25 protein-coding genes are annotated in these 22,486 nt (G+C 67.4%); 16 read left to right on the top strand and 9 right to left on the bottom strand.

Annotated elements, in window-relative coordinates:
• The 5 genes from RIC31_RS25925 to RIC31_RS25905 form a co-directional block, all read left to right on the top strand.
• The coding region (locus tag RIC31_RS25925; RefSeq protein ID WP_502990148.1) for an ABC transporter permease subunit at window positions 1-281 on the top strand (281 nt) is incomplete at its 5' end.
• Window positions 278-1,468, top strand: a complete 1,191-nt coding sequence (gene urtC, locus RIC31_RS25920; protein ID WP_348203535.1) for an urea ABC transporter permease subunit UrtC — start codon at window positions 278-280, stop codon at window positions 1,466-1,468. The genes RIC31_RS25925 and urtC, both read left to right, overlap by 4 nt.
• 4 nt (window positions 1,469-1,472) lie before the next feature.
• Window positions 1,473-2,225: an urea ABC transporter ATP-binding protein UrtD gene (urtD, locus tag RIC31_RS25915; RefSeq protein ID WP_350115201.1), complete on the top strand. Its 753-nt coding sequence runs from the start codon at window positions 1,473-1,475 to the stop codon at window positions 2,223-2,225.
• A gap of 3 nt (window positions 2,226-2,228) precedes the next feature.
• Window positions 2,229-2,924, top strand: coding sequence for an urea ABC transporter ATP-binding subunit UrtE (gene urtE, locus RIC31_RS25910; RefSeq protein WP_350115198.1), 696 nt, complete (start codon window positions 2,229-2,231; stop codon window positions 2,922-2,924).
• Between the two features lie 426 nt (window positions 2,925-3,350).
• Entirely contained in the window at window positions 3,351-4,220 is an 870-nt protein-coding gene (locus RIC31_RS25905) for a hypothetical protein (RefSeq protein WP_350115195.1), read from the top strand.
• Between the two features lie 388 nt (window positions 4,221-4,608).
• Here RIC31_RS25905 and RIC31_RS25900 read toward each other — a convergent pair whose 3' ends face one another.
• From RIC31_RS25900 to RIC31_RS25890, 3 genes are all read right to left on the bottom strand, one after another.
• Window positions 4,609-5,172, bottom strand: a complete 564-nt coding sequence (locus tag RIC31_RS25900) for a HEPN domain-containing protein (RefSeq protein WP_350115192.1) — start codon at window positions 5,170-5,172, stop codon at window positions 4,609-4,611.
• Window positions 5,172-5,468 carry a hypothetical protein gene (locus RIC31_RS25895; RefSeq protein ID WP_350115189.1) on the bottom strand — a complete coding sequence of 99 codons (297 nt, stop codon included), beginning with the start codon at window positions 5,466-5,468 and terminating at the stop codon, window positions 5,172-5,174. The genes RIC31_RS25900 and RIC31_RS25895 overlap by 1 nt, the downstream gene beginning before the upstream one ends.
• A 237-nt stretch (window positions 5,469-5,705) precedes the next feature.
• A complete protein-coding gene (locus tag RIC31_RS25890) occupies window positions 5,706-6,269 on the bottom strand; it encodes a GNAT family N-acetyltransferase (RefSeq protein ID WP_350115186.1) in 564 nt (187 codons plus the stop codon).
• A gap of 85 nt (window positions 6,270-6,354) precedes the next feature.
• Here RIC31_RS25890 and RIC31_RS25885 point away from each other — a divergent pair, with 85 nt between their 5' ends.
• From RIC31_RS25885 to RIC31_RS25835, 11 genes are all read left to right on the top strand, one after another.
• A complete protein-coding gene (locus tag RIC31_RS25885) occupies window positions 6,355-7,158 on the top strand; it encodes an AraC family transcriptional regulator (protein WP_350115183.1) in 804 nt (267 codons plus the stop codon).
• Between the two features lie 79 nt (window positions 7,159-7,237).
• The gene (locus tag RIC31_RS25880; RefSeq protein ID WP_350115180.1) at window positions 7,238-7,930 is read left to right on the top strand and encodes a B3/B4 domain-containing protein; all 693 of its coding nucleotides are present in this window, start codon (window positions 7,238-7,240) and stop codon (window positions 7,928-7,930) included.
• Window positions 7,931-7,995: 65 nt separating this feature from the next.
• Window positions 7,996-8,442: a MaoC family dehydratase gene (locus RIC31_RS25875; RefSeq protein ID WP_350115177.1), complete on the top strand. Its 447-nt coding sequence runs from the start codon at window positions 7,996-7,998 to the stop codon at window positions 8,440-8,442.
• Window positions 8,435-9,160 carry a 4'-phosphopantetheinyl transferase family protein gene (locus RIC31_RS25870; RefSeq protein ID WP_350115174.1) on the top strand — a complete coding sequence of 242 codons (726 nt, stop codon included), beginning with the start codon at window positions 8,435-8,437 and terminating at the stop codon, window positions 9,158-9,160. Before RIC31_RS25875 ends, RIC31_RS25870 begins: the two co-directional genes overlap by 8 nt.
• A gap of 82 nt (window positions 9,161-9,242) precedes the next feature.
• Window positions 9,243-10,112 carry a class I SAM-dependent methyltransferase gene (locus RIC31_RS25865; RefSeq protein ID WP_350115172.1) on the top strand — a complete coding sequence of 290 codons (870 nt, stop codon included), beginning with the start codon at window positions 9,243-9,245 and terminating at the stop codon, window positions 10,110-10,112.
• Window positions 10,105-10,917 (top strand): TrmH family RNA methyltransferase, encoded by an 813-nt coding sequence (locus tag RIC31_RS25860; protein ID WP_350115169.1) that lies wholly within the window; start codon window positions 10,105-10,107, stop codon window positions 10,915-10,917. The genes RIC31_RS25865 and RIC31_RS25860 overlap by 8 nt, the downstream gene beginning before the upstream one ends.
• A gap of 191 nt (window positions 10,918-11,108) precedes the next feature.
• A complete protein-coding gene (locus RIC31_RS25855; RefSeq protein ID WP_350115166.1) occupies window positions 11,109-12,971 on the top strand; it encodes a sensor histidine kinase in 1,863 nt (620 codons plus the stop codon).
• A 40-nt stretch (window positions 12,972-13,011) separates the two neighbouring features.
• Window positions 13,012-14,013, top strand: a complete 1,002-nt coding sequence (locus tag RIC31_RS25850) for an RsmB/NOP family class I SAM-dependent RNA methyltransferase (RefSeq protein ID WP_350115163.1) — start codon at window positions 13,012-13,014, stop codon at window positions 14,011-14,013.
• Window positions 14,010-14,711 (top strand): 16S rRNA (cytidine(1402)-2'-O)-methyltransferase, encoded by a 702-nt coding sequence (gene rsmI / locus RIC31_RS25845; RefSeq protein WP_350115160.1) that lies wholly within the window; start codon window positions 14,010-14,012, stop codon window positions 14,709-14,711. Before RIC31_RS25850 ends, rsmI begins: the two co-directional genes overlap by 4 nt.
• A 128-nt stretch (window positions 14,712-14,839) precedes the next feature.
• Window positions 14,840-16,072 carry an MFS transporter gene (locus RIC31_RS25840; protein WP_350115157.1) on the top strand — a complete coding sequence of 411 codons (1,233 nt, stop codon included), beginning with the start codon at window positions 14,840-14,842 and terminating at the stop codon, window positions 16,070-16,072.
• A 217-nt stretch (window positions 16,073-16,289) separates the two neighbouring features.
• Window positions 16,290-16,889: a TetR/AcrR family transcriptional regulator gene (locus RIC31_RS25835; protein WP_350115154.1), complete on the top strand. Its 600-nt coding sequence runs from the start codon at window positions 16,290-16,292 to the stop codon at window positions 16,887-16,889.
• 16 nt (window positions 16,890-16,905) lie between these two features.
• Here the strand turns inward: RIC31_RS25835 and RIC31_RS25830 are convergent, their stop codons facing one another.
• From RIC31_RS25830 to RIC31_RS25805, 6 genes are all read right to left on the bottom strand, one after another.
• Window positions 16,906-17,622 (bottom strand): ABC transporter ATP-binding protein, encoded by a 717-nt coding sequence (locus tag RIC31_RS25830; protein WP_350115151.1) that lies wholly within the window; start codon window positions 17,620-17,622, stop codon window positions 16,906-16,908.
• On the bottom strand, window positions 17,619-18,368 hold the full coding sequence (locus RIC31_RS25825; protein ID WP_350115148.1) for an ABC transporter ATP-binding protein: 750 nt from the start codon (window positions 18,366-18,368) through the stop codon (window positions 17,619-17,621). Before RIC31_RS25825 ends, RIC31_RS25830 begins: the two co-directional genes overlap by 4 nt.
• A gap of 1 nt (window position 18,369) precedes the next feature.
• Entirely contained in the window at window positions 18,370-19,164 is a 795-nt protein-coding gene (locus tag RIC31_RS25820; RefSeq protein WP_350115145.1) for an SDR family NAD(P)-dependent oxidoreductase, read from the bottom strand.
• A gap of 8 nt (window positions 19,165-19,172) precedes the next feature.
• Window positions 19,173-20,189, bottom strand: coding sequence for a branched-chain amino acid ABC transporter permease (locus RIC31_RS25815; RefSeq protein ID WP_350115142.1), 1,017 nt, complete (start codon window positions 20,187-20,189; stop codon window positions 19,173-19,175).
• Entirely contained in the window at window positions 20,186-21,094 is a 909-nt protein-coding gene (locus RIC31_RS25810; RefSeq protein ID WP_350115139.1) for a branched-chain amino acid ABC transporter permease, read from the bottom strand. Before RIC31_RS25810 ends, RIC31_RS25815 begins: the two co-directional genes overlap by 4 nt.
• A 92-nt stretch (window positions 21,095-21,186) precedes the next feature.
• Window positions 21,187-22,461 carry an ABC transporter substrate-binding protein gene (locus tag RIC31_RS25805; protein ID WP_350115136.1) on the bottom strand — a complete coding sequence of 425 codons (1,275 nt, stop codon included), beginning with the start codon at window positions 22,459-22,461 and terminating at the stop codon, window positions 21,187-21,189.
• Window positions 22,462-22,486: the final 25 nt, after the last annotated feature.

The raw sequence follows: 22,486 nt of genomic DNA, 5'->3' as shown, positions 1-22,486 counted from the left end.
CCGGCATGGCCGGCGTGGCGCTTTCGCAGATCGACAATGTCAGTCCCAACCTTGGCCAGAGCTACATCATCGACTCCTTCATGGTGGTGGTCTTCGGCGGGGTGGGCAATCTGTGGGGGACGCTGGTTGGCGCCTTTACCCTCGGCATCGCCAACAAGTTCCTCGAGCCCTATGCCGGCGCCGTGTTCGGCAAGATCCTGGTGCTCGTCTTCATCATCCTCTTCATCCAGAAGCGCCCGCGCGGCCTGTTCGCGCTTCGCGGCCGGGCGATCGAAGCATGATCGGTTCCTTCATCCGCAACGGTTTCGACCGCAGCGCCTTCTTCGTCATCCTGGTGCTTGTCGCGGCCGCCATCGTGGTCCCGGCGCTCGCCCTCTACACGACGCCGGCGAGCCCGTTCCACATACCGGGTTACGCCATCCCGCTGATGGGCAAGTACCTGACCTACGGGCTTCTCGCCCTCTCGGTCGGCCTCATCTGGGGCTATTGCGGCATTCTCTCGCTCGGCCACGGCGCCTTCTTCGCGCTCGGCGGCTATGCGATGGGGATGTACCTGATGCGCCAGATCGGCACCCGCGGCGTCTACGGCGACCCGGTGCTGCCGGATTTCATGGTGTTCCTCAACTGGGACGAACTGCCGGTCGCCTGGTATGGCTTCCAGTCGTTCCCCTATGCCATGCTGATGGTGGTGCTGGCCCCGGGAATCCTGGCTTTCGTCTTCGGCTGGTTCGCTTTCCGCAGCCGGGTGACCGGGGTTTATCTGTCGATCATCACCCAGGCGATGACCTTCGCGCTGATGCTCGGTTTCTTCCGCAACAACCTCGGTTTCGGCGGCAATAACGGGCTCACCGACTTCAAGGACATCCTCGGCTTCAACATCCAGGCGCCGGAGACCCGCGCCGCCCTCTTCGCCGCCTCGGCACTGGCGCTGGCGCTGGCGTATCTGATCTGCAAATCAATCATTTCCTCGCGTTTCGGCAAGGTGATCGTGGCTATTCGCGATGCCGAAAGCCGGACGCGATTCCTCGGCTACCGGGTCGAAAACTACAAGCTGGTGGTCTGGGTCCTGTCCGCCTGCATGGCCGGAATCGCAGGCGCTCTCTATGTTCCGCAGGTCGGGATCATCAATCCGGGCGAGTTCGAGCCGGCCAATTCGATCGAGGTGGTGATCTGGGTCGCGGTTGGCGGACGGGGGCTGCTGGTCGGACCGATTGTCGGGGCGATTGTCGTCAACTTTGCAAAGAGCTGGTTCACCACGGGGGCGCTGGCGCCGTACTGGCTGTTCGCTCTTGGCGGGCTTTTTGTCGGGGTCACGCTGTTCCTGCCCAAGGGCATCATGGGCACCCTGGGCGGCGGCTGGACGGCCCTGAAACAGCGGCGGGCGTCGGCCGCGGCGGAAGCGGGCGTCTCCGTGACGGACACGGACGGCCCGGACGGCGGCCGTCTCAAGACCGAACCGGCGGAGTAGGCGGATGAGCGGACCGGAAACCGAAACCCTGCTCTATCTCGACGGCGTTTCCGTCTCCTTCGACGGGTTCAAGGCGCTGAACGAATTGTCGCTGATCATCCAGGCCGGAGAGATGCGGGCGATCATCGGACCGAACGGCGCCGGCAAGACGACGATGATGGACGTCGTCACCGGCAAGACCCGGCCCGATACCGGGACGATCTATTTCGACGGCAATGTCGACCTCACCAGGCTCGACGAGGCGTCGATCGCCGAACTCGGCATCGGACGAAAATTCCAGAAGCCGACGGTGTTCCAGCATCACACGGTCTGGGACAATCTCGAGCTGGCTCTGGCCGGCCGGCGCGGCACCTTCGCCGCGCTGTTCCGGCGTGAGGGATCGAGCGAGCGCGAACGGATCGAGGAGCTTCTCGGCATCATCCGGCTCGGCGACCTTCGCGACATGGAGGCCGCCAATCTCAGCCACGGCCAGAAGCAGTGGCTGGAGATCGGCATGCTGCTGGCCCAGGACCCGGCGCTGCTGCTGGTCGACGAGCCGGCGGCCGGCATGACCGACGCCGAGACCGCCGAGACCGCGACCCTGCTGCGGCGGATCGCCGAGACCCATTCGGTCGTCGTGGTCGAGCACGACATGACCTTCGTGCGCGACCTCGGGGTGCGGGTGACCGTGCTGCACGAGGGCGCGGTGCTGGCCGAGGGCTCGCTCGACCAGGTCAGCGCCGACGAGCGCGTCATCGAAGTCTACCTGGGGCGCTGAACGATGCTGGAAGCGGAACGGATCGACCTGCACTACGGCGCCGCCCAGGCGCTCTGGGGGGTCAGCCTGACGGCCGGGACCGGCAAGGTGACCTGCGTGCTCGGGCGCAACGGGGTCGGCAAGTCGAGCCTGCTGCGCGGCATCGTCGGCCATCATCCGATCAGCGGCGGCACCATGCGCTGGGAGGGCGAGGATCTCGGCACCCTGCCGCCGTTCGAGCGGGCCCGGCGCGGCATCGCCTATGTCCCGCAGGGCCGCGAGATCTTCCCGCTGCTGACCGTGCGCGAGAACCTGCTGACCGGCTTCGCCGCCCTGCCCAGGGCCAAGCGCAGCCTGCCGGACAATCTGCTCGAGCTGTTCCCGGTGCTCGACGCCATGATGGACCGCCGCGGCGGCGATCTGTCGGGCGGCCAGCAGCAGCAGCTCGCCATCGCCCGGGCCCTGGTGACGCGGCCGCGGCTGCTGATCCTGGACGAGCCGACCGAGGGCATCCAGCCGTCGATCATCAAGGACATCGGCAACGCCATCCGTTTCCTGCGCTCGACCGGCGACATGGCGATCCTGCTGGTCGAGCAGTACCTGGAGTTCGCCCGGGAACTGGCCGACACGGTGTTCGTGCTGGACCGGGGCAGGGTGGTCGCCTCGGGCGACCCGCGCGGGGCGCTGGGCGCCGAACTGGAACGCCACATGGCGGTATGAGGGTGGAAGTGAACCGCGACGTCGGACCTGGCTGAATTGGGTGGATTCCGGCCATCTGCGTCTTTCTATGACCTTGTCCGGAGTGCGGATGAAGGCGCCATCCCCTCCCAAGCCGAAGATCGTTCAGTCAGGCGATAAACCTACGTTGATTTCAGCGAACGTACCAGCGCCTCCATCGGAGAGCAGATGAACAAACAATGGTTATTGCGTGTTCTATTTTCTTGTTCGTCATTCGATTACATTGTTAAAATATAACGATTCAATACAATTTCATTTTTTATTATTTATTGGTGAGGATCTATTTATAATCAATTACATAAGGTAATATTAAAATAAGATTAAGCGTAGCATTGACGCTCTTATAGGTGGTACATTTAAACGCAGAAGGTGATCCTCTAAGGCGACGCATGAAGTGGGAACGCGGACATGATGGTCGAAAAGAATGGCATAAGGTTAACTCCTGCCGAAAAGATAGCCAATCGAGATAATTGGCTTAAAATACTCGTAATTATCTCCTTGGTTGCTGTTGTGGTTTATAAAATTATTGAGGCGGACTTAACCAAAGCCGTTAGTACATTTGATTTTTCCAATCTTCTGGCTTTGATACTTGCTTTATTTTCTATTGGACTTTCTGTTGTGTTTTATTTTAAGGCAACAGAAACTGCCAACATATTTTACGATAATACATATAAGTTTACCAAAGAAGTCTCAGAAATACTTGGTCGAGTAGAGGCTGGGTTTGGCGAGAAGTTGTCGCATTTGGATGAAGGATATAGTGGACTAAAGTCGGCCGTTGAACGAATTCCTTATGATCGTGAGGCAGCAAGAGATAAAATACAACAAGAAGAAGCAGAAGTATCTGAGGCGGAAGAAACAAAGAACACTATTATTAATGATTTGGCGGAGCGCGCTAAATTGGATCAAAAAGAAAAGGAAAACCTATTTATGAAGTTAGGAGAACAAGAAGAAAAACTTACAAATGCCCATCGTGAAATTGCAGAAATGCGACACAAACTTATGCGCTCTGAAGATAGGAGAAGGCGTATTCCATTGGAAGATTTAGATTTAGCTTATATGGAATATTTGAAGAGAATTATCGTTCAGAAAACTAATCTACATCTGACCCCACGTCGGGTGAACAGTGAAATTAATTCCATAGTCAAAAAAGCACTATTAGAAGAAGGTCTTCCACGTGCATTTCTAAAAGACATTACAGACAAAGGAATTGTCGATAAGAACATGAATCTTACAGAAGAAGGCATTAATGTTGTGAAATCAATACTGTCGAGTATCTGATTTAGTTTTGATGGCCCAATTTATCTTAATCGCGTCAAAGTTGATGTAGTGCTGGGTCGCGCGATAGCGCTTGCACAGGGCTGTCGGGCTTTTGAGGCGGCTCCTGAAATCCGGATAGCCGGTTAAGCTGTTCCCCTCGATGAGGGGGGGACGGGATGCGATGGGCAAGGTCACGCGCAGGCGATACAGCCGTTTGAGCCGGCACAGCTAGGCTCCGAGGAACGTTGCCGAATTGATCCCCATGATATCCGCCTAGTCCGACGCCAGCTTTGTACTTGGACCGATCTCCCATAGCGTCGGCAAGAATGACCCTTCCGGGTCCGACGTCGCCCGAACGGCGGGACCACAGGTCCTTGTGACCCGTCCTTGCGCGCGCAAGCTGCGGCATTCAAGAAGCGGTGGAGGTGTCGCTCGGTCCATTCGACTTTGGAGGAACTTGGCGATCCTGCGCAAACAGCCGCCATCGATCGGGAACTTGGTGACCGTCGTCACCGAAGTACAGGCGAGGTGAGTGCACTCGTTCGCCTGCTGCCTTCAGGGCCACATAGACGTGATCCCGCAGTCCCTCGCAGGCTTGGTTGAGGCTGGCAAGTGCTGGCTGCTTGGTCGTGCCGGTCTCGATATACCGATATCGGGTGGTGACCCTGACATCGTCCAAGAGGCGCGCGCAGAACCTGACGCTTCGAACGTCGGGAAGCCCTCGATCGCGACACGCCTGGAACGTCGCACGGAGGTTGTGACCGTGCGCCCGCCGCAGTTCGGAAGTACCGATGCCGACATGCAAAAGGAAGGTTTTCATGTAGAGTTCAATAGCGTGGCTGAATAGAAATATGCTCGGCACATTTTTGAATGGATAACTCTCGGAATTCAGGGCGAGCGCTACGGCGGCACGGTGATACGACATCGCGAAGTGGAACAGGCCGATCGGGGTTGTTCGGGAATCTCGGGTCATTATTCGCGAGGTGGCAGGTCGTCCTTCAGCAAGATCAGTGGATACCCATGCTCATCCGCCATTGCCGCCGCCCAGGCGAGCGCCTCGTCGCGCTCCATCTGCCGAATCGGGAATGTCTTAATGTGAGCAACGGTATCGCCCTGGCGCGCTTCTCCCGGTTGGGCATTGCCGGGCCGCCAGCCCTCAAGCATTGCGCAAGGCTTCTTGCCGTCGGATCCACTTAGGTAGAGATAGAGTTTCATGCAGGCAGGCGGGAGGTATCTACCTGCCCAGTCGGCGAATTCGACCTTCGACATGCCTCTTTCCCCATCAGTACACAAACCATCATACACGGGAATCCATTAGCTGAGCGCTGATACAGCGCACCGCTCAATTTCTACGGGCCGGTCGATGCATACCGAGCGACATTACGATCTCACCGAGACAATCCTGCCAAGTTAGTCACCTTCGCTAATTGAGCCTTCCGGCCGAAACGGCCGCAACGGGTCGAGACCGGCCATGTCCCGACCCCTCCGCGCACCCGACCTCGTCCCCTACACCGCCCGCCGCATGATCGGCCGCGTCTCCGACCGCCGCGCCACCTCCCGGAACCCGGCCCGCCGGAACACTTCGTCGAAGCCGGTCCAGGCGTAGGTGTCGGGATAGCCGTCCCTGCCGGGCGCCACCGGATAGCCTTCGACCATGGGCGCCCCGTGCTCGCGCGCCAGGGCGCAGGCCGCCTCCAGCAGGGCGACGCCGACGCCCCGGCGGCGGTGGGTCTTGGCGATCAGGAAGCACGACACCGACCAGACCGGGGTATCGTCGACCGGCTGCATGACCCGCGAGGTCTCCAGCCGCGGGAACGCCGCGCGCGGTGCCACCGAGATCCAGCCGACGCACCGGTCGCCGTCATAGGCGAGAACGCCGGGCGGCGGCCCGGCCTCGACCACCGAGCGGATGGCGTCGCGGTTGGCCGCGCCCTTCATGGCGTCGTAGTCGTGCTTGCGCAGGCGCCACAGCATGCACCAGCAGCCGCCGGCGCCGCCGCGCGGGCCCATCACCGCCTCGAAGTCGGGCCAGCGCTCGGCGGTCAGCGGGGCGGTCTCGATGGTCGACATGGGCCGGTGTACTCCCGAACCGGTGCGGTCGCCACGATGGCCGCCGCTCGCACAACCATGCTATCCGGGAAATCGGAGGTGAAGCATGTCCCGCGGCGGTTTCAGGATGCTGCGTTGCGCGATGCCCGGTGTCGAGGCGGTGGAGGCGGCGAGCCGCCACAGTTTCGCGCGGCACACCCATGACCGGTTCGGCATCGGGATGATCCATCGCGGCGCCCAGCGCTCGCTCAGCGGCCGCGGCACGGTCGAGGCCGGTGCCGGCGACGTCATCACCGTCAATCCGGGCGAGGTCCATGACGGGATGCCGATCGGCGAGGGCGGGCGGGCCTGGCGGATCCTGTATTTCGAGCCGGCGCTGGTCGCCGACGCCGTCGACGACCTGACCGAGGGGGACGGTGGGAGCTACGAGTTCGCCAGCCCGGTGATCTCCGGCGGCGGTGTCGGGCGCCGGCTCGCGGCGCTGTTCGCGGCCCTGACCACCGGTGCCGAGGCGCTGCGCGGGGAGGAACTGCTGCCGCCGCTGCTGGCGACCCTGGGGGCGAGCATGCCGGCACGCACCGATCGTGCGGTGCCCGACCGGATCGCCGGGGCACGCAGCCGGATCGACGACGATCCGGCGGCCCCGGTCACCCTGGCCGAGCTGGCGCGGTCCTGCGACCTCAGCCGGTTTCAGCTGATCCGCGCCTTCACGCGGGCGACCGGGCTGACCCCGCACGCCTATCAGGTGCAGCGCCGGACCGACCTCGCCCGGCGCCTGATCGCCGCGGGCACTCCGCTGGCCCAGGCGGCGGCCGACAGCGGGTTCGCCGACCAGAGCCATATGACCCGGGTGTTCGCACGGCGCTTCGGGCTGTCGCCCGGGGCCTATGCGCAGGCGGTGCGCGGATAGGGCGCCGACCGCAATTCCGTTCAAGACCCGGCCGGCCGGACAGCGTCTCCTGTCGCCGGTACAGCGACGAGGTGACCCCATGCGTTTCAGTCATTCCAGCGACATCTGGCGGGATTTCCCGGAATTGGCGGCCGGGGCGCTGTTCGTCGAGGGGATCGATGCCGCGGCCGACGTCGCGGCGGCGGTCGACCGCTACGGCGCGACGGCGCGGAGCCGGCTCGACGGCAGCACCGAGGGCGAGCTTCCGGAGATCCAGGCCTGGCGGCGCGCCTTCTCGCGGATGGGGCTGAAGCCGACCCAGTATCGCTGCGCCTCGGAGGCGCTGCTGCGGCGGTTCCGCAAGGAGGGCGCGCTGCCCCGTCTGCACCCGCTGGTCGACCTGTGCAACGCCCTCTCGCTGGCGACCGCCATCCCGGTCGCCGTGCTGGACGTCGCCCGGATCGCCGGCTCGCTGCAGGTCCGCTACGCCACCGGGAGCGAGCGCTACCTGACGTTCGGCGGCGAGACCGAGAACCCGGCCGAGGGCGAGGTGGTGTTCGCCGACGCCGACGGCAACGCCCATGCCCGGCGCTGGACCAACCGGCAGAGCGGGCTGTCGGCGGTGCGCGACGGCACCCGGGCGGTGCTGATCGTCGCCGAGGCCATGCACGACACCGCGCGGGCCGACGTCGAGAGCCTGCTGACAGCGCTGTCGGCGGAGATCGCCACGGCATGGCAGCCGCCGGCCGCGACCGCCATCCTGGGCCCGTCGGAGCCGGAGTTCGGCTTCTGACCGGCGGTTGACAGTGCCTCGCCGCGCCCGATGATCGTCGCTGTCGGGTTCCATCGGGAGCGGCCATGACCGCCGTCGTATCGCGCATCGCCTTCGAGGACCTGCGGGTCGGCCAGCAGGCCGCCTTCGAGGTCGAGGTCCCGGCCGCCGATATCGACGGCTTCGCCGCCCTGTCCGGCGACGTCAGTCCGCTGCACATGGATGCCGGCTTCGCCCGGTCGCGCGGCTTCGACGGCCGGGTGGTGCACGGTGCCTATCTGACGGCGCTGGTCTCGCGGCTCGTCGGGGTCCACCTGCCGGGCGAGAACGCGCTGCTGCAGTCGGTGGCCATGCAGTTCCGGCGCCCGGTCCCGGTCGGCGCCCGGCTGTCGGTCACCGGGACCGTCGACCAGCTTTCCGAGGCGGTCCGCTCGGCGATCGTGAAGGTGGCGATCCGGAACCTCGCCGACGGCGAGACGGTGGCCACCGGCAAGGCGACCGTCGGATTCACCGGGCCGGCGGCCGATGGCTGAGCCGGCCGGAACGACCGTCCGGCTGTGGGCAATGCCGGTCGGCGGATTGACCGAGGCGGACGTTGCGCCCTGGCGGGAGATCCTCGACGACCGGGAGCGCGCCCGGGCCGCCCGCTTCGCCTTCGAGCGCAACCGCGTCGAATACATCGCCGCCCATGCCCTGACCCGCAGGCTGTTGGCCGCCGAGACCGGCGAACTGCCGGCCGCGTTCCACTATGAAGCCGGCGAGAAGGGCAAGCCGGTGGCGCTGTGCGACGGCCGGCCGCTGGTGGTGCAGTTCAACCTGTCGCACACCGGCGGCCTGGTCGCGGTCGCCGCCGCCCGCGGGCTGGAACTCGGGGTCGATGCCGAGGCGATCGACCGCAAGGTCGAGTTGGAGGTCGCCGACCGCTATTTCTTCGGGGCCGAGGCGGAGTGGCTGGCAACCCTGGAGCCGGCCCGCCGGACCGAGGGGTTCCTGCGCCTGTGGACCCTGAAGGAGGCCTATATCAAGGCGACCGGCCGCGGGCTGTCGCAGTCGCTCGACGAGTTCTGGTTCGAGGTCGACCCGCCCTGCATCCGGTTCACCCCGGCGATCGCCGACGACGAGTCGGCCTGGAGCTTCCATCAGGAGGTCATGGCCGGGCGCTTCCTGGTGGCGACCGGCTGGCGGCGCGGGGCCGGGCCGGAACCGGTTCTCGAGGCAGCGACCCTGCAGCCCGCCGACCTGACGTTCTAACGGGCTCGCGCCGGGCGCCGCGGGCCTGTAGTTTCGCCGCGCACCGACGGCAAGGGAGGCAGCGCTGGTACCCGAGATTCTGGTGGCCGAGGCATGGCCGGACTACGCGCTGCTCGACAGCGGCGACGGCCGCAAGCTCGAGCGGTTCGGCCGCCTGCTGCTCGACCGCCCGGACTCCCAGGCGATCTGGCACCGGTCGCTGCCGGCCGAGCGCTGGGCGGTGGCCGATGCGCGGTTCCTGGCCGGGCGCGAGGAGGAGGGCAGCGGGCGCTGGGAGGCCAAGGCCGGCGGGCTGCCGGCACCCTGGCCGATCGCCTACGGGCCGGTGCGGATCGAGGCGCAGCTGACCGCGTTCCGCCACCTCGGGATCTTTCCCGAGCAGCGGGTGCACTGGGACCGGGTGGTCGACGTGGTCCAGGCCCGCGCCGGCGAGACCGCGCTGCTGAACCTGTTCGGCTACACCGGCATGGCTTCGCTGTTGCCGGCGGCGGCCGGTGCGAAGGTCACCCATGTGGACGCCTCGAAGAAGGCGATCGCCTGGGCCCGCGTCAATCAGGAGATGTCCGGGCTGGCGGACGCCCCGATCCGCTGGATCTGCGACGACGCCGCCCGGTTCGCGGCCCGCGAGGTGCGGCGCGGCAGCCGCTACGACGTGATCGTGCTGGACCCGCCGAAATACGGTCGCGGCCCGAAGAACGAGGTCTGGCGGCTGGAGGAGCAGTTGCCGCAGCTGCTGGCCGACTGCCGGGCGTTGATGGACGAGCGGTCGTCGACCCTGGTGCTGACGGCCTACGCCACGCATCTGTCGATGCTGACCCTGCAGCGGCTGCTGGAGGACGCCTTCGCCGGCCTGCCCGGGAGCATTTCCGTGGGCGAGATGGCGCTGCGCGAGGAAACCACCGGCCGGCTGCTGCCGACCTCTCTCTATGTCAGCTGGAGCCGCGATGCCTGAGCCGAGCCCGGTGGTGATCAGCAGCGCCGCCAATCCCGAGATCAAGGCGCTGCGGGCGCTGGAATCCAAGAAGGGCCGGAGCGAGCAGGGCGCGTTCCTGTCGGAAGGACTGCGGCATGTGGTCGAGGCGGTGCGCCGGGGCTGGCGGGTGCGCCGGCTGGTGCTGTCGGAGAGCGCCGGCTCAGGCGCCCTGCTGCGCGAGGCGATCGAGGGCTGCCGGGCCGGCGGCGGCAGGGTGCTTACGGTTACCGACGAGCTGATGACCCGGGTGGCGCGGCGCGACAACGCCCAGAGCGTGATCGCGGTGATCGAGCAGCGCTGGGCGCCGATCGACACGGTGCGGGCCGGGCCCGGTGTCACCTGGCTGGCGCTCGAGGGGATCCGCGATCCCGGCAACCTCGGCTCGATCGTGCGCAGCGCCGACGCCTTCGGGGTGGCGGGCATCATCCTGATCGGCCACACCGTGGACCCTTACTCGACCGAGGCGGTGCGGGCGTCGATGGGGTCGATCGTCAACGTGCCGCTGGTCCGGCTCGACGAGCATGGCTACCTGGACTGGCATCCCGGCTGGGGCGGCCGCACGGTCGGGACCCATCTGGCGGCCTCCGACCGGCCCGAGTCGATCACGCGCGGGCCGCCGACGCTGCTGGTGATGGGCAACGAGCAGAGCGGCCTGCCCGAGCGGATTGCGGTAACCTGCAACCATCTCGTCAGAATTCCGATGCGGGTCGGCGCGGACTCGTTGAACCTTGCCGCCGCAACCGCCATCATGCTGTTCGCGGTGGCGGCTCCGGCCGACGCGTGAAACCGGTCCATCCGGGTTGGGGGGCAGGACCGGTCGACAGTTCGACAGATCGCAGAAGCGTGTCGGCCGACAGTCGGGACGAAGGACGTGCCCCCGGACGCGCGGTGGCGTTGCCGCGACGGAGCATGGAGGGCGGCAGCGTGCGTCTTCGCGATGCCGGAACGATCACGGCCGAGGCCGGACCGATCCTCTTGGATCTCGCGAGCCGCGTGCAGTCGCTGCCGTTCGGACCGGTGATGGCCGCGACCATCCGGCGCGCCTGTCTCGCACTGCCGCTGGTCGTCGAGGCCGAGGCGGATCTGAGTTCCGAGACGCCTGTCGAGCCGCCGGCCTCTGGCGACTGGACCTATGTCTACGAGATCGGCCCGGGCAGCGAGCGCCTCGGCGTGCTGCGCCTGCGGGTCACCGATGTCGCCGCCTTCGCGCCGGTCGAGCGCATGCTGCGCGACGCCGTCGGGCTGCTGGGCCTGAGCATCGCCCATCGTCGGGCCCGCGAGTGGCTGGAGACCAAGGTCATCGAGCGCGGCGAGGAACTGGCGGAGCGGCGCGCCGCGATCGAGCGCCACATCGCCGAGAACGCCCGGCTGGCGGAGATCGTCCGGCACAGCGTCAACCCGACCTACGTGATGGACCTGGACTACCGGCTGGTCTGGATGAACGAGCCGTTCCTGGAGACCTTCGGAGTCAAATGGGACGAGGCGATCGGGCGGCGCCCGAGTTCGATCCTGTACGGCGACGACGGGGCCGTGCAGCTCGTCGCCGAGGTCCGGCGCGGGCTTTCCGAGACCGGCTACTACTACGGCGAGGTCCACAACCGCGACCGGGCCGGGCGGCAGCGGGTATTCACGCTGCGGATGAACCGGTTCCGCTCGGCCGACGGCCGGCACGAAGGCTATGTGGCGATCCGCGAGGACGTGACCGAACAGCGCTCGGCCCGCGATACCGTGGACCGGCTGATCCGGGCGCTCGATGCCATCGAGGACCTGGTGGCGCTGTTCGATTCCGATGAGCGGCTGGTGTTCGCGAATCGGCTGTTCAAGGATCTGCATCCGGGGCTGGACGACGTGCTGGTGCCCGGCACGACGATGGCGGCGATCCTGCAGGCGTTCGGAGAGCGCGGGATCATCGAGGATCCGGAGCGGGCGGTGCCGGAGCGCCTCGAGCAGTTCCGCAATCCGGCCGGCTATGTCGACATCCAGCGCTTCGGACGCTGGTTCCGCGCCAAGGACCAGAAGCTCGTGGGCGGCGGCACCCTGCTGATCGCCACCGACATCACCCAGACCAAGAGCGCGGAGCTGGACCTGCGCGACGCGGTCGACGCGGCCGAGGAGGCGAATGCCGCGAAGTCGGCGTTCCTGGCCCGGATGAGCCACGAGCTGCGGACGCCCCTGAACGCCATTCTCGGTCTCTCCGAGACCCTGATCCTGCTGGAGGCCAGGCTGTCGCCGACGAAGCGGCGGGAGTATCTCGGCGACGTGCTGCAGGCAGGCCGCATCCTGCTGTCGCATATCGACGACATCCTGAACTTCACCCGCCTCGACGCCGGCGGGTTCGCGGTCCATCCGCGGCCGATCGACCCGCGGCGGGCGGTCGCCGAGGCGGTCCGGCTGATGCGGGCGGTGGCGCGCTCGCACTCCATCCGCCTGGAGGCCGACCTGGCGCGCGACCTGCCGCCGGCCCTGGCCGACCCGCGGTCGGTCCGGCAGATCCTGGTCAATCTGCTGAGCAACGCCGTCAAGTTCTCGCCGGCCGGCGGGGTCGTGCGGCTTTCCGTGGTGCGCGAGGACGACCGGCTGCGGCTGGCGGTCAGCGATCACGGCATCGGCATCGCGCCGGACCAGATCGACAAGATCTTCGAGCCGTTCCACCAGGTCGGCGACCCGTCGCACGCCCATCGCGAGGGCGGCACCGGGCTCGGCCTGTCGATCGTCAAGGCGCTGGTCGAGCGCAACCAGGGAACGGTCGAGGTCGACAGCCGACCCGGCGCCGGCACCACGATCTCGGTGTCGCTGCCGATGGCGGCACCCGACGACCCGGCGGCGGGGATCGCGTAACCCAGGTGACGGCGGCGCGGCAGGTCTGTATGACCGCGCTATGGCCCGCGCCGTCCATCGTCCACGCGACTCCCTGTCCCGCCGCCACCCGGCCGAGGCCCGCCGCCGCGACCGGTTCCTGGCACGTGCCGCCGCCGTCTGGGGTATGCGGCCGCAGGAGGTCGAGCTCCGGCTGACCGGCGAACGGCGGTCCAGCCTGCGCCTCAACCCGCTGGCCGGGCGGCCGGTCGAGGCGGTGCTGGGCGAGCTGCGGGCGCTGACCGAACTAGAGCCGATTCCCTGGTGCGCGGACGCCTTCCACATCGTCGGCGACAAGCGCGCGATCACCGAGAGCGCCCCGCATGCGGCCGGCGAGGTCTACGTGATGAACGCGTCGTCGCTGATACCGGGGCTGGCCCTGGACCCGCGGCCGGGCCAGGACATCCTCGACGTCTGCTCGGCTCCCGGGGGCAAGGCCGCCCATATCGCCGCGCTGACCGGCAACGCGGCCCGGCTGACGGTCAACGACGGCATCAAGGGACGTCTCAAGAAACTATCAGAAGTTATTGATTTATTGAATGTTAATATCGTCGAAATGACGAATCATCCTGGTCAGTACCTGGACAAGTTCGTGGAGGCTGACTTCGACCGCATCCTGCTGGACGCCCAGTGCTCCGGCGAGGGCATGGCCGACCTGTCCCGGGCCGACGCCCTGAAGTTCTGGAGCCCGGAGCGGATCGAGCAGATGAGCCGGCTGCAGCAGCGCATGCTGGTGGCGGCGTTCAAGCGGCTGCGGCCGGGCGGGATCCTGGTGTACTCGACCTGCACGATCGCGCCGGAGGAGAACGAGGCGCCGCTCGACCACCTGCTGCGGCACAATCCCGACGCCCGGGTCGAGCCGATCGACCTGGCGATCCCGGAGGTCATGCCCGGCCTGGCGCGCTGGGAGAACCGGGACTATCACCCGGACCTGCGGCACGCCCTGCGGGTGGTGCCCTCGACCTTCATGGAATCGTTCTTCGTATGCCGCATCCGCAAGACGGAGCAGGGAGCGGACGCATGATCGAGCTGGTGGCGACGCCGATCGGCAACCTCGAGGACCTCAGCCCGCGGGCGCGCGCCGCCTTCGAGGCGGCCGACGTGGTGGCCTGCGAGGACACACGGCGGACCGGCCGGCTGCTGTCGCTGTCCGGGATCAAGACCCGCATGGTGGCCTATCACGAGCACAACGAGCGCCAGATGGCCGCGACCCTGGTGCGCTGGGCGGCCGAGGGCCAGCGGGTCGCGGTGGCGACCGACGGCGGCACGCCGGGGGTGAGCGATCCCGGCTTCACCCTGGTGCGGGCCGCCGCCCGGGCCGGGGTCGCGGTCTCGATGGTGCCGGGGCCGGTGGCGTTCGTGATGGCGGCGGTGCTGTCCGGCCTGCCGGTGCACGGCATCACCTTCCGCGGCTTCGCGCCGAAGAAGGGCGGTCCGCGCCGGCGCTTCATCGAGGTCGACGCCGCCTCGCCGCATACCCTGGTGTTCTACGAGAGCCCGTATCGCGTGGGGAAGCTGATCGAGGACGCCATCGCGGTGCTGGGCGACCGCCCGGCGGCGTTCGCCCGCGAGCTCACCAAGCTGCACGAGGAAGTGGTGCGCGGCCGGCTGTCCGAACTGGCGGCGGTGCTGGAGGGCCGAGGCGGGCAGCTGGTCGGCGAGTGTTGCCTGGTGATCGCCGGCGCCGAGGTGCCGGCCGACTGGTTCGAGACCGAGACGTAGGGAGCCGCCGCGGCCGGCCTCCGATTCGCGGGTCCGGCGGAACCGGCCCGTCATGTTCGAACGCCATGGCAGCGATGCCAGCCTGCGCGGTTTCGCGGGCGGATTGCGCCTCCTACACTCGGTCCGTCATGACCCGAGCCCAGGCCTCCGCGGGCGGTCTCGCCGCTCTCGGCGTGCTGGCCCTCTGCTTCGTGCTGAACGCGCTCGCGCGCGGCGCCGGCGAGACCTATGCGGTGTTCCTGCTGCCGATCGGCGAGGAGACCGGCTGGGACCGCGGCGACCTGACCTCGGTCTACTCGGTCTACATGGCGGCCAACGGCCTGGCGTCGCCGTTCGTCGGCCTGGCCTTCGACCGGTTCGGCCCCCGTATCCTCTACGTCGCCGGTCTGCTCTGCCTCGGCGGCGGCTTCCTGCTGGCCGGTTCGATGACCAGCCTGTGGCAGCTGTATCTCAGCGTCGGGCTGATGGGCGGCCTCGGCATCGCGTCGCTCGGGATGATCCCGGCCTCGGCGCTGATCAGCCGCTGGTTCGACCGCCGGCTGGCGACCGCCATGGCGGTCGCCTCGACCGGGCTCGGTACCGGGACGCTGGTCCTGGTGCCGGTCACCCAGGTGTTGATTCAGAGTGACGGCTGGCGGACCGCCTATGCCTGGCTCGGCGCCGGCGTCCTGCTGGCGGCGCTGCCGGTCGCCCTGCTGCCATGGTCGGCGATCGCGCTCGGACGGGTCGCCGATCGGCGCGTCGGGACGGCGGCGGTCGGGGCCGGCCTGCTGCCGGCGATGCGCGGGCGTCCGTTCTGGGCGCTGTTCCTGGTGTTCTTCCTGACCGCCGTCGCGGTGTACTCGGTCAGCCTGCAGTCGGTCGCGTATCTGGTGGAGCAGGGGTTCTCGCCCCTGGAGGCCGCCGGCGCCTTCGGGTTCACCGGCGTGCTGTCGATCGCCGGCATGCTGGTCACCGGCACCGCCGCCGACCGCTACGGCAACCGGGTCACGGCGACCGTGAGCTATCTCTGTACGATCACCGGCGTGGCCGCCCTGTTCACCATGCAGAGCGCACCCGGCTTCGCGCTGGTGGTGGTGTTCGTGGTGTTCTTCGGGGTCAGCATGGGCGCGCGCGGCCCGGTCGTCTCGACCATCGCCGCCACGCTGTTCGCCGGGCGCGGCCTCGGGGTCATCTACGGCACGATCACCACCGGGCAGGGACTCGGGGCCGCGGTCGGATCCTGGGTCGCCGGCTACCTGCACGACCTGACGGGCGGCTACGACGCGGGTTTCGGGCTTTCGGTAGCCTTCGTGATCACCGGCATAGCGTTGTTCTGGACGGTTCCCGAACTCGCCGCCCGCCGGTCGCGAGGCCCCTGAGACCGGCTTTCCGGCGGCGCGCCGCCGGCCGGATGCCGTGGTTGATATGAATTATGAATCATTAGTCATTTAAGTTGACCCCGGCAATCCGCCCTATCCATACTGCTCGTGCTTGACAGGTTGTCCCCGGCGGTCGAAATAGGAATTTCATCTGTTGAAATAACTTGGACCATCGATGCGAAAGGTTTCAGTCCTCCGCCACAGCCCGAGACCCCGGGTGACCCGAGAGGAGAAGGCGCGCGAGACCTACATGCGCATCCTCGAGGCCGCGGCCCAGGTGGTCGGGGAGGACGGTTACGCCGAAGCCTCGGTCTCGAAGATCACCCAGCTGGCCGGTGTCGCCCAGGGAACCTTCTACAACTACTTCGAATCGCGTCAGCAGATCTTCGACCAGCTGCTTCCCTATCTCGGACGGCAGATGCTCGACCACATCCGCGACACGGTCGCCGCGGACCTGACCGGCGCCGCCCGCGAGGAGGCCCGGCTCCGGGCGTTCTTCGGCTATCTGATCGCGCACCCGTCGTTCTACCGGATCCTTTACGAGGCCGAGATCTTCGCCCCCAAGGCCCATGCCGAGCATTTCCGGCTGCTGGTCGAAGGCTACGCCGGATCGCTCGGCCGGGCGGTCGAGCGGGGCGAGATCCAGGGCTACAGCGAGGCCGAGCTGGAGGCGGTGATCTACATCCTGCTGTCGGCCCGGTCCTATCTCTCCATGCGCTACGTCTACGACGGCAAGGGCGGCACCGCGCCGCCGCCCGAGCATGTTGTCGAGGCCTATGTGAAGCTGGTCAGCCGCGGGCTGTTCAGCGCCGGGTGACCGCGGCAGACCGCCGTCACAGCGCCAGGTAGCGCCTGGTCACCTCGGTGTTCGCCCGCAGGCCCTGGATGGTGTCGCGGTAAACGATGTGGCCCTTGTCGATGACCGCCGCGTCCTCCGAGATGCCCAGGCAGAAATGCATGTTCTGCTCGGCCAGGACGATGGTGACCCCCATCGCGCGGAGCTTGCGGATCAGCTCGCCGATGGCCTGCACGATGATCGGCGCGAGACCCTCGGACGGCTCGTCGAGCAGCAGGATCTCGGGGTTGCCCATGAGGGTCCGGGCGATGGTCAGCATCTGCTGCTCGCCACCGGACATCAGCCCGGCCCGTCGCTCCTTCATGCCAGCCAGGATCGGGAAGGACGCGTAGACCGTCTGGAGGGTCCAGTGATCCTGGCCGGCCGGCCCGGCCTTGGCACCGATCAGCAGGTTGTCCTCGACGCTGTGCATCGGGAACACCTGCCGGTCCTCCGGGACGTAGCCGATGCCGGCCCGCGCGATGGCGTCGGGCCGCGCACCGGCCAACTCCCGGGTGCCGAGCCGGACCCGGCCGCGGCGTGGCGGCGCGACCCCGGCGATCGCCTTCAGGGTCGTACTCTTGCCGGCGCCGTTGCGGCCGAGCAGGGCCAGCGTCCGGCCCTTCTCGACGGCCAGGCCGACGCCGAACAGGATCTTGGAGGCACCGTAGAACACGTCCAGGTCCTCGACGCTGAGGATCGTCGTGCCGCTCATGCCGTGGCCTCCTCGGTCCCGAGATAAGCCTCGACGACCTCCTGGTTGCCGCGGATCTGCTCGGCGTTCCCGGACGCCAGCACCGACCCGTAGCGCAGCACGTGGATCGCCTGGGCGACCTCGAAGACGATATCCATGTCGTGCTCGATGAACACCAGCGTCATGTGGCCCTGTTCCCACAGCCGGCGCACCGTGCCGATCATCTGCCAGCGCTCCTCCGGGCCCATGCCGGCGGTCGGCTCGTCCAGCAGCAGCACCCTGGGCTCCAGCGCCAGGGCCAGGCCGATGTCCAGCAGCTTCTGGTCGCCATGCGAGATGTTGGCGCACAGCAGGCGGGCGACCGGGGCCATGCCGAGCAGGTCGATCAACTCGCCGGCGCGGGTGCGCACGGCCGGGGGCGGGAACGCCGACAGCAGGCGCTCCGACATGTGGACATGCGAGGCCACCGCCACCATCAGCGCCTGCTCGACCGTGAGGGTCGGGAAGATGCTGGCGACCTGGAACGCCCGTCCCACGCCCTTGCGGACGATCCGGGCGGGAGCCATGCCGGCGATGTCCTCGCCGGCCAGCAGGATGCGGCCGCTGTCCGGCACCAGGTGTCCGGTGATCAGGTTGAACAGCGTGGTCTTGCCGGCGCCGTTCGGGCCGATCACGGCGCTCAGCGAGCCGGACGGGAAGTCGAGCGAGACGTGGTCGGTCGCGACCACGCCGCCGAAGGACTTCACCAGGCTTTCGATCTTCAGCATGTCAGGCGTCCCTGCGGCGCACGCCGCCATAGGGGTGCCAGGATCCGGCACAGAAGTAGCCGGCGTCGACCGGCAGGGCGATGCCGGTGATCGCCGATGCCTCGTCGGACACCAGGAACGCCACCGCCTTGGCGATCTCCTCGGGCTCGACCATGCGGCCGAGGGTCGAGTTGTCCTCGAGCAGGCCCGGGTCGCGGTAGCCGCGGTCGATCTGGTCCTGCAGCGCCGGCGTGCGGGTGTAGCCGGGCTCGACCGTGTTGACCCGGATGCCGGCCCGGCCCCATTCGGCGGCGAGCCCCTTGGTCAGGTTGGTCACCGCGGCCTTGGTCGGCGCATAGGCGTGCAGCGGCGTCGAGCGCTCGGCGGTCACCGAGCTGATCGTGACCATGGCGCCGGCCCGGCGCGTCAGCATGTAGCCGGCGAAGGCGCGCGCCGTCAGGTAGGTGCCGCGCAGGTTGATCGCCACGACGTCGTCGTACAGGGCCAGCGGCAGGTCCTCCGGCGGCAGCGGCGGCTGCACGATGCCGGCCGAGGTGACCAGGATGGCGGTCGGGCCGACCTCGCGCTCGGTGCGGTCGGCCAGGGCCTGCACCGCATCGGCGTCGCGGACGTCGACCGCGAGCGCGGTGCCGCCGACCGCGCCGGCGATCCGTTCGGCGGCCTCGATGTTGCGGTCCGCCACCACCAGCCGGGCACCGCGCGCCGCCAGGAGGCGGACGCAGGCCTCGCCGATGCCGCTGGCGCCGCCGGTGACGACCGCGACCCGGCCGTCGAGGGATCCGGTCTGCATGCTCATGGCCGCGCTCATGACTGACGCTCTTCCCTGCTTGCGGCGGCCAGCTTCGCCTGCTGCCGCTCGATCCACCAATCCCGCGCGAAGTCCAGCAGGCCGCGCCGCAGCCCGAGCACCACCGCCAGGATCACGAACCCGATCACGATCTCGGTGTGGCTCGTGTACATCTGGACGACGTCATTCAGGATGCGCAGCGCGACCGCACCGAGCAGCGGCCCGAGGAACACGTTGAGACCGCCGAGCATGATCATGAAGATCGCCTCGCCGGACTGTGCCCAGAACGCCCACTCCGGATAGGCGCCGGAGGTGAACAGGGCGAGGATGATGCCGCCCACCCCGGCGATCGAACCGGCGGTGACGAAGCAGATCAGCTTCACGCGGGCGACGTTGACCCCCAGGAACGCGGCACGCTGGGTATTGTCGCGGATCATCCGCAGGGTGTAGCCGAACGGGCTCTCGGTCACGATCCGCATGATCATCACGCAGACCACGAACACCACCGCGCAGACGGTGTAGCGGTGATGGGGATCGCCGAGATCGATGCCGAGGAACACCGGCCGCGGGATGCCGCCCATCAGTCCCTGGTCGCCGCCGGTGATGCTGACCGCGCTCAGGATCACGCTGTACAGGAACATCTGGAACGCCAGGGTCAGGAAAGCGAAGTAGATCTCGGTCAGGCGGACGCAGATCGCGCCGATGATCGTGGCGTACAGTCCGGTCCCGATCACCGCGGCCGCGAACGCCACCGGGACCGAGCCCGCGCCGAGCGAGTCCGTGAACGCCGGCCACTGCAGCAGCAGCCCGAAGACATAGCCGCCGAAGGCGAAGAAGGCGGCGTGCCCGAACGACACCAGGCCGGTGTAGCCGACCAGCAGGTTGAGCGACATCGCCAGCAGGCCGACCGCGAAGATCGAGGTCAGGAAGTCGCGCGGCCACGGGTTCTCGACGCCGAAGCCGATCAGCAGCAGGACCACGAGGCCGGCTGCCGCGATCGCCAGGTCGCGGCGGAATTCTCTCAGCAGCGTCATCGCAGGGTCCCCTGGCCGAGCAGGCCGGTCGGCCGGAAGATCAGGACCAGCGCCATGATCATGAACATCGCGCCGTCGACGAACAGCGGAAAGCCGACGCTGCCGATCGAGCGCGTCAGGCCGAGGATGATGGCGGCCAGGAACGCCCCGGGGATCGAGCCCATGCCGCCGATCACGGTGACGATGAAGCTCTCGACCAGGATGCCGAGACCCATGCCCGGGGTGAGCGACCGCACCGGCGCCGCCAAGGCGCCCGCGACGCCCGCCAGGCCGCAGCCGAGGCCGAACAGCAGCGCGAAATAGATGTTCACGCGGATCCCGAGGGCCGAGACCATCGAGGCGTTGTGGGCGGCCGCGCGGACGATCTTGCCGAACCGCGTCTTGGTGACGATCAGCAGCGAGCCGACGCCGATCGCCACCGCCATCGCCACCAGGAACAGGTAGAACGGCGGGACGAAGCCGCCGGCGAAGCGCAGGGGCGGCAGCCGGAACTCGGCCGGGATGCCCATGGCGAGGTATTCGGCGCCCCAGACGATCTTCACCAGATCGTCGACGATCAGGATGAACGCATAGCAGACCAGCAACTGCATCAGCAGGTTCTGGCCGTATACGCGGCTGATGATCAGGCGCTCGAACACGATGCCGCTGAGCGCCGCGCCGGCCGCTCCGGCGCCGGCCGCCAGGAAGTAGTTTCCCGTGAGGCCGTAGACCGTGAACGCGAAATAGGCTCCGAGCATGTAGAAGCTGCCATGCGCGAAGTTGATGACGTGCAGGACGCCGAAGATCAGCGTGACGCCGGAGGCCACGAGGAACAGAAGCATGCCGATGATCAGCCCGCTGGTCGTCTGGTTGACGAGACAGGCCGGCGTCGTCAGGCAGGCTGCGAGCGCGTCGAGTTCGATCATTTTCGAGTCCCGGGGCCGCGGGGAAGGCCGCGCCGGGGTTGCCGGCGCGGCCTGGTTCGGGAAGCGGGGCGGGCCCGCCCCGTCCGGCTAGGTCAGATGTAGCCGTTGCGCTTCTTCCACTCGTCCTCGTGCTTGTAGATGTCGGCCCAGTCGGTCTGCTTGAAGTCGACCACGTAGGGGTCCTTGGCGATCGTCTTGCTGTAGCCGACCATGTAGTTGACCAGGGTGTGGTCGGACTCCCGCATGGTCAGCTTGCCGCCGGCGCCGAACGGCGAGTCGATGGTGAGACCGGCGGTCGCCTTGCCCAGCTTCTCGGCATCGGTGTCGCCGCCGGTGGCCGTCAGCGCCGCGATGATGAAGTCCATCGCGGTGGCGTTCTCCCAGCTCCAGTTGGTCGGCAGGACCTTGGAGTTCGCCATGAACTCCTTGTACCAGGCCTCGTTCTCCGCCGTGTCGGGGATGTCCCGGTGGTAGCGGCTGCCCGAGTGCACGCCTTCCGGCAGGCTCTTGATAGCAGTGATCACCGGGTAGTCGCCCAGGTTCACGGCGAACGCCTCGAACTGGTTGAACAGGCCGTACAGGCTGGCCTGGTCGGTGAACGCCACCAGGTCGCCGCCCCAGAGGCAGGAATACACGGCCTGCGGCTGGGCGTTGAGCAGGGCGGTCACGTTCTCGGTGTAGTCCGGCTGGAAGATCTTCGGCCAGGTCTGCTCGATGATCTCCACCTCGGGGGCGAAGACCTTGACGTACTCCATGAACTCCTCGGTGTTGGCGCGGCCGTAGGCGTAGTCGGGCGACACGGTGGCCCACCGCTTCAGGCCCTTCTCCTTCGCCACCTTGGCGGCGTAAAGGCCGCCGCCGACGGCGTCGTGGATGCCCTGGCGCGCGCTGCGGAAGACCCAGGGGACCTGGTTCTTCGGCTCGGCGGTCAGCGACGAGGTCTCGGAGTTGGAGTGGATGCAGTACTTCTTGATGTCGCGGACCACCTCGTTGACCGCGAAGGAGGCGCTGGAAGCCTCGGCGTCCAGGATGATGTCGCAGCCCTCGTTGTTGACCAGGTCGCGGGTCATCCGCGCCGCCTCGTCGGGCTTGCCCCGGGAGTCCCGGACCACCAGCTCGAGCGGCCGGCCGCCGACGCCGCCGGCCTTGTTGACGCGCGCGATCTGCAGCTGCGCGGCGGCGACCGAAGATTCGCCGAGAATGGCGACGCGGCCGGACATGATTGTCGGCATGCCGATCTTGATCGGCTTGCCGGCGGCCTTCAGATAGGCCGGAAACCCGACGATGGCGGTTCCGAGGGCGGCGGCGCCGGCGGCCCCCTTCAGGACGGTTCGCCGGGACGGTCCTCGACTCTGGTGGTTCTTCATGGCGTTCCTCGCTTTTTGGCGTGCG

Origin of the sequence: Thalassobaculum sp. (genome assembly GCF_040219615.1) — a bacterium.
Lineage (GTDB): Bacteria > Pseudomonadota > Alphaproteobacteria > Thalassobaculales > Thalassobaculaceae > Thalassobaculum_A.
The sequence above is the reverse complement of the archived record's forward strand: the minus strand, read 5'-3'. Positions and strand labels throughout refer to the sequence as shown.